This is a genomic window from uncultured Rummeliibacillus sp. (genome assembly GCF_934216135.1).
In the GTDB taxonomy this organism is placed as follows: Bacteria; Bacillota; Bacilli; order Bacillales_A; family Planococcaceae; genus Rummeliibacillus.
This window is the reverse complement of the sequence record NZ_CAKQBI010000001.1, coordinates 322,748-331,342: the sequence shown is the minus strand read 5'-3', so window position 1 is coordinate 331,342 and position 8,595 is coordinate 322,748. Positions and strand designations below refer to the sequence as shown.

The window sequence follows — 8,595 nt, the reverse complement described above, 5'->3', positions numbered from 1 at the left end:
GTACTATAACGGCTCTCGCCTCGTACTACTGGGTAGTAATCATCTATCTACAAAAGCGTTAAAACACTTTTGTCTCTCCATCCATTCATTTCCTTCAGGAGAACGCCCCTACCATAATTTGGGTTGCTCACTCGCGGGGTTTACCTCGTTCCACTTATTACGTTTCCGTAATAACTTCGTCACTGTGGCACTTTCATAGAGTTTCAACCATATCCCAAATGAGACTTAGGTTTTCCTCTCGCCGTCAGCCATTAGACTGCCTTAGCTTATTTATTCACTAAGCACGAACACTACGGTCATCTCAGAACCGTGCGAGCATGGACTTTCCTCAACAACGTCAAGCGTTGCAGCGATTACTTGTTCTTTTATGATGACTTGATTATTATATGCCTATTATTCATTAATTTCAAGGGGTTAATAGTTATTAAATGAATTTTAATAAAAAATTTCTTGACATACGTAACAAATCACTTCAAAACTTTGCTTCTATTTACTATTAATCGTAAAGTTTGTCGCCAAATACATGCTTCTCTAAATTGGCAATTCGTTTTAGAATATCAAAGTTTGTATTATTTGTATACGCTGAAGATGTTGATTGGCGTCTTGGTTCAGTCGTTGTTGCTTGTAGTTGAACTTGTTTCAATTCATTTTTCAATGCATCAACCTCTTGTTGTTTTTTCGCTAATGCTTTCTCAAAAGATTCATAATCTTGGATAATAATATCTAGAAATTGATCTACTTCATCCTGACTATAACCTCTAATTCCTGTTTTAAAATCTTTATCTAATATCGTCTTTGCAGATAATTTAATGTCCATTTCCATCTTCCTTCCATATATATATAGGTCTTATAATTATAGCACATTTCGCTCTAGTCTATCTCTGTTACTTCCATTGTTAGCAAAGTTATTCATTTCCCAGGTGATGATATTTTTCTTTCGTTTCTAACTATTCTTTTTTCTATCTCACGTAACTTCTTGAATTTTATTTCATCGTTCCATATTATGCTATTTTCCACAAGTTTATAAGCATGTTGGCTATAATAAATTGCCTGTTCATAATTTTTATTTCGATGCTCATCAATTTTAGCTAGTTCAATCAAAGCAATAATTTTTTGTCTTTCTTTAATGAATGGAATAGCGCTTTTAAATGATAAATAGGCTTGTTCAAAAAGCTGTTGCTTTTTTTGTTGAAATGCAAGATGGTAATATGCATATCCTGCTTCATCACTCTTATATAGCTTTGTAACATTTTTTAATAATTCACTACTTTTTTCAGTTTCAGCTAAATCCCCATACCATTTTCCAATATTCGTATAAGTGGTAGCGGATTCTTTTTTAATATCTTCACACAATAGTTTTGTAGTTTGTATATAAAGTGTTATTAATGACAACAAATCGTATTCATTATGTTCAAGTACCTTTAATAATGTAGAAGGATTTCCATTCTTAACAGCATCTAAATAGATAATAGGCGCAAGATAACCCGGTATATCACCTATTCTATGAAAGCCTAATTTTTCTTCCTCTACTTGAGAAAGTTTCATACGAGATAGATCATCTTTCCATATCCGCTTAGAACCATGTAGTAGGTCGATTTGCTTTTGTTCAGGCAATTTAGGCAAATCTTTTCTATGCAAAGTAAAACGAGTTTGTAATTGTGGCCAATCAAAGCTTTTGCCATTGTATGTAACAATTGTCTTATTGGCTTGCCATAATTTTGACTCCCATAAGAAAGCTACTTCATGGCTGGGATCTGCTAGAACATATTGTTTTAATACAAAACCACCTGGCTCTGCTTCTAATATACCATTCAAAAAAATCTGTGTGCCTACACCTTTTAATCCCGTCGTTTCCGTATCGTAAAAAACTAAGTTGTTATCATTCTCTAGTGCTAACGGATGTTTTTGCTCTGTATTATTCCATAATTGAAATGCATTATATAGTTCACCTAAATAAAAATCACCATGCTTATAATTAGTTGAATAATGCTTTTCAAGCAAAAATACAATTCCAAATTTATTATCAATTCTTTTTAACCCTGCATCTTCCCATTGTTTCGCATATGTCGGTACATCAGGTTTTTTGAATACTTTTTCAGCATTTTGTTCTGATTCTGGCTTTTTTTTTCGCATTTTCTTCATTTGAAGAATTTTATTTTCATATGACATTTAATCATCCAACTCTGCTAATAATATTGTCTTTAAGAAAGTTAAAACCTGTTTTTTTCCTTCAGCACTAATATCTTGAGCTCCAATACAAGAAGGACATCCATTTTGACATGGACAACTTTTAACATGTTCATAAACATGGTGTAAAAGCTCATCCCATAGATCATAAATGCGTTCGCTCAATCCTATTCCGCCTGGATAACGATCATAAACAAAAAAAGTAGGTTTTTCAGAATGTGTTGCTTTTACTTGAGGAACTACATGAACATCACTACGATCACTTTGTAATAATAGTGGAATAAAGCTATTCATAGCATATGCTACCCCTGTCATAGCTCCTGTCAAATCATCTTCTTTCCAATTTTCAGGCTGGTCAAAAGATAACCATGTACCACTTGTATGTAGTTCTTCAGGAGGTAAATGTATAGGTCCACTTCCGATATTATCATGCGTTCCAAAACGTATTTTTTTGAAAATAGTGGCAGTAGCTAGTGTCATTAAATCTCCAAACGCAACTTCAGCATGCCCAATTTGTCTACTCTTATCTTCACTGATTACTTTCAACTCTACAGCTAAATTGGCATCTGTAAAATAGTCCACATCCACTTCACGTACATATGCTTTTTTTTCATCCCAGTCTAATTTTTCTACCTGAAATTGCGTTCCTTGATGTAAATAGATAGCTTCTTCATGGAGCAATGTCAATGCACTGTAACGATCCATTTCACCAATAACTTTCGTTTGTGCAGGGATAGATTGATCAATAATCACAACGTTTTCTTGCGAAGCTGATCTAAGGCTTATATCGTGTGCTGGAAAACTATCACTCATCCAATGCCACTTTTCTGAAGTCTTTATAAGAATACCCTCTTCTTGTAGATATTCTAACAAATCTTGCACTTCAAATTCTCCATAAGTGTCATTTACAGAAAACGGTAATTCAAAAGCAGCACATTTTAAATGATCCATCAGTATTAACATATTGTCTGGATATACCCTTGCTTCTTCAGGGGTACTTTCAAATAAATAATATGGATGTTTAATAATATATTGGTCCAAAGCCGTAGATTGGGCAACATAAATGATTAATGCGTCATCTTGTCTTCTTCCCGCGCGTCCCGCTTGCTGCCATGCACTTGCAATATTACCAGGATACCCTGTCATAATACATGCTTGCAATTGACCAATGTCTACCCCCAATTCTAGCGCATTGGTCGAAACAACACATTGTATAGTACCATCTCTTAATCCTTTTTCAATTTTCCGTCTCTCAGATGGTAGATATCCTCCTCGATACCCTCGGATTGTCTCATCTTGAATTTTCTTTGCAGTCAAAGATTTCATATAAGTAACTAGCATTTCAACACGAACCCGACTTTTCGCGAAAATAATCGTTTGGATATTAGAGTTATACAAATCTCTCGCTAAATCCCGCACTTCTAAAATGGCACTTCTACGAACGCCAAAAGTTGGATGGATAATCGGAGGATTATAAAACAAAAATGTTTTCTTGCCAGTTGGTGCTCCATTTTGTGAAATCAATTGATGCTGCGCATTGGTCAAGGTCTCTGCTAATTCCTTAGGGTTTTTAATCGTAGCAGATGTACAAATAAAAATTGGATGACTCCCATAAAAATGACAAATTCGAAGAAGACGTCTAAGTACATGTGCTACATGTGAACCAAATACTCCCTTATACGTATGCAATTCATCTATCACAATATACTGTAAATTTTCAAATAGTGAGACCCATTTTGTATGATGCGGTAATATGCCTGAATGCAACATATCTGGATTAGTCATCACAATATGACCTGCTTTGCGGACCTTTTGTCGAATTCCAGGTGCAGTATCTCCATCATATGTATAACTTAAAATTTCTTCACCACTATCTTCGATTAAATTATTTAAATCGCTTTTTTGATCTTGAGCAAGCGCTTTCGTTGGAAATAAATATAAAGCTCTCGATGCTTTATTTTCCAAAATGGCTTGAAGTACCGGTAAATGATAACAAAGTGATTTTCCTGACGCAGTAGGTGTTACAGCAGTAAAAGATTGGCCATTAATAGCATATTCAAAAGCTTCTCTCTGATGGGAATATAATTGATCTATCCCTCTCTTATGCAATGCTTTTACTAATGAAGGATGTAATTTACTAGGAAAGTCAACTAATTTAGCTGGTTTAGGTGGTATAGTATGAACATATTCAACTCTATCTTGCATTTCGGGATTGGCTTGCCATTCTTGTAAAAGTTCTTCGATGGTTTTCTTTTTACTAATCATCTAAATCATCCTTTTGTAAAATACGTTGCAAACTTTCTAATGTATATGTAACTGATTGAATCGATTGATATAATCTTTTTTTACTTGTTTTCTGATAAAAAGATTGCACAACAAACTGATCCATTGCATCGACAGCATTTCGAATTTGTGTTTTATGCATATACTTTGGCTTTTCTTGATCAATCCAAGTTTCTATTTCCTTTTGCCAGGTGATCAATTTTTGATGATACAAATCTGCATGTGGCTTTACATCTATAAAAAAATCTGGAGATGTGTCAGTTTCTCTCATTTTCAAAAATCGTTGCCAACATTCTTTACATTCATCTAATAACTCGTCTGTTAATGTTTGTAACATTATACACACCTCCAAAATATATTTTCCTCTACTATTTTAAGTGTATCAAAAAAGTTGTTATTTCACTACTTTAAAGCGAACAAATATTCTTTTTGTTCTTCAATCAATTCAAGGCGGTTTGCAACGTATCTCATATTTCTTTCAAGTGTTTTATTATACATTTCTTCCTCATGGTTTACTCTGTTTTCTAATAGTTTATCCACCATATCAATTAAAGTAATAAGCTTATCTATTCTTTGCATCTTCATCGCCTCCCTGCTGTTAACTTTCAAGATATAAAAAACAAATCCTTTATAGTGGACAAAACAAGTGGAGATTCGACGATAATAGTAATTTTTTTTAACATTTTCTAATGGAATTCTCATCATATAACCTATAAGGTTTATGGTATTATAGAATGCAGATGAGGTGTTTTTATGACTATTCGTTATCCAAATGGGAAGAAATATTCGCCAACCCAAAAACTAGAGGTAAAACTTCCGAAAAAGAAGGATTTATCTTATAGTAATCGTGGGAGAACTCTTGAAGAAGAAATAGATGAAACCAATGATTTCTATCGACAAAGGAATATTGCTGTAATTCATAAGAAACCTGTTCCTATTCAAATCGTCAAAGTAGAGTACCCATCGAGAAGCGCCGCTGTCATTCGTGAAGCATATTTTCGAACACCATCCACTACCGACTACAATGGTGTTTATAATGGCTACTACATTGACTTTGATGCAAAGGAAACAGAAAATAAAACATCTTTTCCTTTAAAAAATGTCCATCCCCATCAAGTCTCTCATATGGAGTCTTCTGCAAAGCAGAAGGGAATATGCTTCTTATTAGTACGTTTTTCTTCCTTAGAGCGCTATTTTGTAGTACCTTTGGAAATGCTATTAAAAGCATGGAATCGAATGCTTGAAGGTGGTAGAAAATCAATTCCTTTGAGTGAATTCGAGGAACAAGCTATAGAAATAAAACTAGGACTTGTTCCAAAATTAGATTATTTAAAAGCAATCACACAATTGCTACCATAACTTGATCGTAGTTATGAGAAAGTGAGGAGAATGTTGTGGATCAACAAATAAATTCTCGTAGGCAACGAAAGCAACTAGAAGAACAACAGAGAAAGCGACATACAAAGAAGAAAGGACCAAAAGGCCCCAAAGGACCTAATCGTTCATGGATTAAGAAAATTATCATTGCTATCTTAGCAATTGGTATAGCAATGTTTGCAATAGGTGGTGGAGTGTTTGCATTCTATGCAGCGCAAGCACCTAAATTAGATGAAGAATTATTAAAAGACCCAGTATCATCAAAATTCTTTGATAATAATGGCAAAGTATTTTATACAATGGGCGATCAAGAACGTGAACATGTAGCATACGAAGATATACCAACTAGTATGCGTGATGCAATTATCGCAACTGAAGATTCACGTTTTTTCCAACATCATGGTATCGACTTTGTCCGTTTAGGTGGTGCAGTGTTAGCTAATTTCCGTTTTGGATTTGGCTCACAAGGTGGTAGTACTTTAACACAACAAGTTATTAAAAACTCATTTTTAAATAATGGGAAAACATTAAAACGTAAGGCTCAAGAAGCATATTTAGCCGTACAACTAGAACGAGAATATTCAAAAGAAGAGATTTTCGAAATGTACTTTAACAAAGTATTAATGTCCGGTCGTATCTATGGTTTTGGAACAGCTGCTAAATTCTTTTATGGTAAAAATTTAAAAGACTTAACTTTAGCTCAACAAGCACTTTTAGCAGGGATGCCACAAGCACCTAATGCTTATAATCCATTTAAAAATCCAGATCGTGCAGAAAAACGTCGTAATATCGTTTTAGGTTTAATGTATCAACATAAAAAAATTACAAAAGAGCAAATGGAAGCTGCTAAAAAAGTTGATGTAGCAGAAGGTCTACTTCCTGAAAACAAAAGAAAAACTGCCTCTTCTTCTAAGTACGATGCATTTATCGACGTTGTCTTAAAAGAATTAGAAGAAAATGGGGATGAAAAGGCATTAGCGGATGGTGTGAATGTATATACAACATTAGATACATCAGCACAAAAAATTGTTGAAAAAACGATGAATAATGATGCTAATTTCCCTACAAAAGATATTCAAGCAGGCTTATCTGTTATTGATACAGAAACAGGCGCTATTGTAGCTGTCGGTGGCGGACGTGATTACGGCCCTGAACGTGGATTTAACTATGCAGAAGCGTTAACAAATCGTCAACCAGGTTCTACGATGAAACCGTTAATGGATTATGGTCCTGCAATTGAAAATCTAAAATGGTCTACAGGCCAAACAATCGTTGATGAGCCAATGACTTACACAGGAACAAACCAACAAATTAATAACTTTGACCATCAATACAAAGGAACAATTACAATTCGACAAGCATTATATAACTCACGTAATATTCCTGCTGTTAAAACATTTAAAGAAGTTGGTGCTGATAAAGCTAAATCTTTTGTTAAGAACCTTGGTATTAACGCAAGTAACGTCACTGAATCTGATGCAATTGGTGGAGGTAAAATCAACCTTTCTCCTATTGAAATGGCTGGTGCTTATGCTGCATTTGGTAATAATGGTATTTATACTAAACCACATGCGATTAAGAAAATTGTCTATCGTGATGGTAAAACAGCTAAATCGTATACACCAGATCCAGTACCTGCAATGAGTGATTACACAGCATATATGGTAACAGATATGTTGCGAGATGTAGTAAGCTCTAAATTCGGGGCTTCTGGTACTGCGGCAGGTATCGCTGGATTAGATGTTGCTGGTAAAACCGGTACAACCAACTATAGTTCAGATGATTTTAGTAAGTGGGGTCTCCCTGAGTCATCTGTACCAGATTCTTGGTTTGCAGGATACACATCTAAATATTCAATCGCTGTATGGAGTGGATACACTAATTATAAAAATCCAATTACAACAAGTGCCGAACGTGTTCTACCACAACAACTATTCAGAACCGTTATGTCCCAAATTTCAGCAAATACAGAAACGCCTGATTTCACTCAACCAAACTCAGTTGTAAGAGTTGGAAGTGAATTGTATGTAAAAGGTCAACAACCGGTTACAACAAAACCAGAAGAAACAACAGATGAAGAACAAAAAGTAAATGCTCCATCTGGATTAAAGGCAACATATGATGCTAATTCAAATGCCATTAATCTAACTTGGTCACATGAAGCGACTAACGACGAAAAAGCTAATTTTAAAATTTCAGTCTCAGTTGATGGTGGAGGTTCACAAGCTTTAACTGAAACATCTTCAAATTCTTACACGTATAGTGGTGCCGAAAGCGGAAAGACATATGTATTCTCCGTTGTAGCAATTGCTGGTGGTAAGACAAGTAGCGCGGCAACAACGTCGATTCAGATCCAAGCATCTGAGCCTGAACCTGAACCTGAACCTGACGTAACAGAACCTGATCAAACGGAGACACCAACTACACCAGATCAATCAGAAACGCCAACTACACCTTCTGAAGGTAATGACCAAGATAATACGAATACAGATCAAAATGATCAAACAACAGAAAATTCAAATCAACAAAATAATCAATCGAATAACGGGAATGGGAATGGAAAAAATAAAGCAAATCTAAATAGCATAAAAAGAAATTCCTCTCCCGAAGAACTAGAAAGTCAACAATAGCTTCTTAAGATAATATTAGGCTGTCAACAAGTATAGGTAAAACTTGTTGACAGCCTTTTTAATTATTGCAATTACATCATATGATGAAAAAAAGGCAGAATCATGAGGAAATGATTCT

General features: G+C 34.8%; 7 protein-coding genes and 1 other RNA gene. 2 read left to right on the top strand and 6 right to left on the bottom strand.

The features are described 5' to 3' along the window. Position 1: 1 nt before the first annotated feature. The 6 genes from rnpB to Q0977_RS01625 all read right to left on the bottom strand — a co-directional run bounded on the left by rnpB (position 2) and on the right by Q0977_RS01625 (position 5,049). Positions 2-365: RNase P RNA component class B (gene rnpB / locus Q0977_RS01650), an RNA gene on the bottom strand. A 131-nt stretch (positions 366-496) separates the two neighbouring features. Then, entirely contained in the window at positions 497-823 is a 327-nt protein-coding gene (gene gpsB, locus Q0977_RS01645; protein WP_233548046.1) for a cell division regulator GpsB, read from the bottom strand. Between the two features lie 86 nt (positions 824-909). Continuing rightward, positions 910-2,169, bottom strand: coding sequence for a ribonuclease H-like domain-containing protein (locus Q0977_RS01640; RefSeq protein ID WP_119415369.1), 1,260 nt, complete (start codon positions 2,167-2,169; stop codon positions 910-912). Next, positions 2,170-4,452, bottom strand: a complete 2,283-nt coding sequence (locus tag Q0977_RS01635) for a DEAD/DEAH box helicase (RefSeq protein WP_124217833.1) — start codon at positions 4,450-4,452, stop codon at positions 2,170-2,172. Further along, positions 4,445-4,807 carry a YppE family protein gene (locus Q0977_RS01630; protein WP_367269415.1) on the bottom strand — a complete coding sequence of 121 codons (363 nt, stop codon included), beginning with the start codon at positions 4,805-4,807 and terminating at the stop codon, positions 4,445-4,447. The genes Q0977_RS01635 and Q0977_RS01630 overlap by 8 nt, the downstream gene beginning before the upstream one ends. A 65-nt stretch (positions 4,808-4,872) precedes the next feature. Further along, entirely contained in the window at positions 4,873-5,049 is a 177-nt protein-coding gene (locus tag Q0977_RS01625; protein WP_158582333.1) for a hypothetical protein, read from the bottom strand. Between the two features lie 174 nt (positions 5,050-5,223). On the opposite strand from Q0977_RS01625, the gene recU reads away from it, so the two are divergent. Both recU and Q0977_RS01615 read left to right on the top strand, forming a co-directional pair. Next, positions 5,224-5,829: a Holliday junction resolvase RecU gene (gene recU, locus Q0977_RS01620; protein ID WP_119415371.1), complete on the top strand. Its 606-nt coding sequence runs from the start codon at positions 5,224-5,226 to the stop codon at positions 5,827-5,829. Positions 5,830-5,864: 35 nt separating this feature from the next. Next, positions 5,865-8,477: a PBP1A family penicillin-binding protein gene (locus tag Q0977_RS01615; protein ID WP_119415372.1), complete on the top strand. Its 2,613-nt coding sequence runs from the start codon at positions 5,865-5,867 to the stop codon at positions 8,475-8,477. The last annotated feature ends 118 nt before the right edge of the window (positions 8,478-8,595 follow it).